Genomic DNA, 1,172 nt, shown 5'->3' with positions numbered 1-1,172 from the left:
CTCGAAGGCCACGGCGCTCCAGCCGGTGTCGACGGCGGCGGTGTGGCTGGCCAGCAGCGTGCTGCCGTTGGGCAGCTGGTAGGTGCCCGCGTCCACCGCCAGCCAGGACACGGTCTCGGTGGTGTGGCTGCCGTCCTTGTAGTCCCACTCGTCCATGGCCCACTCGAAGCCGTTCCCGCCCACGTTGCGCACGCGCATGGTGGTGGGGTCAGCGCCGTTGATGGTGAGCGGACCCATCACCACCACGGGGTCGAAGTAGAGCTTCGTCAGCTGCACCGGGTGCCATTGGTTGGCGGAGTGGTCGTCGGTCTCGCGGCCGAACTCGCTGTTGTTGGAGCGGCTGGTCACGAGCCAGCGGAAGGCCAGCACCGCGAGGTCGGTGCCGTCGTCGATGATGACGGTGACGTCGAAGATGCCGGCCTCGGCCACCACCCCCGCGATCACCCCGGTCACCGGATCCATCTCGAGGCCGGGAGGCAGGCCGTTGGCCACGAAGCCGATGGGATCCCCGTCCGGATCACGGGCCTCGATGGTGAGCTCGATGGCGTCCCCCACCCGGTTGAACTGCTCGGGCGGGGCCACGGCGCGGGGCGCTCCGGTCGTGACGATCTGCACCACCGCGGAGACCGAGGGCACGCCCGCCGCGTCGACCGCGAAGAGCATCCAGAAGCCCGGCGTGAGCACGTTGACGTTGTTGTGCAGGCTGAGCGCGTAGGTGCCCGCCGCCGTCTCCTCGAAGGACACCGGCAGGTAGCGCTGGTCGGTGTTCATCGTGTGGGTGGTGGCGGACATCTTGATGAGGCTCCAGTGCGGAACCCCGGGCGTCGCCGTGAAGGTGTAGGTGCCGCCGGTGCGCATCAGGTCGGGGCCGCTGGTGATGCTGGGGCGCGGCGCCAGGCTGCCGTCGGGCAGGTAGAGGTAGGGCGGGTAGAAGATCTCTCCGTTCCAGTGGTCGACGTTGGCGTTGCCGTTGAGCCCACCGCCCGCGCTGAGCACGGTGCCGTCCGTCAGCAGGACGCCGGTCGAGTGATAGTTCCGCGCCTCGGCCTGGGGATTGTGCAGGGTCCAGGTGTCGGTGTCGGGGTCCCAGGACTCGGGCTGCAGCACGCCGTTGGCGTCGGTGAACTTCACGCCGCTGGTGTTGCCGCCCACGACGAGCACGTGGCCGTTGG

General features: G+C 69.4%; 1 protein-coding gene. It reads right to left on the bottom strand.

The features are described from left to right. Window positions 1–1,172: DUF1929 domain-containing protein (locus GY812_02690; GenBank protein ID MCP4434390.1), on the bottom strand; the 1,172-nt coding region annotated here is incomplete at both ends.

Source organism: Actinomycetes bacterium (genome assembly GCA_024222295.1).
GTDB lineage: Bacteria > Actinomycetota > Acidimicrobiia > Acidimicrobiales > Microtrichaceae > JAAEPF01.
This window is presented reverse-complemented; position numbering and strand designations above follow the sequence as displayed.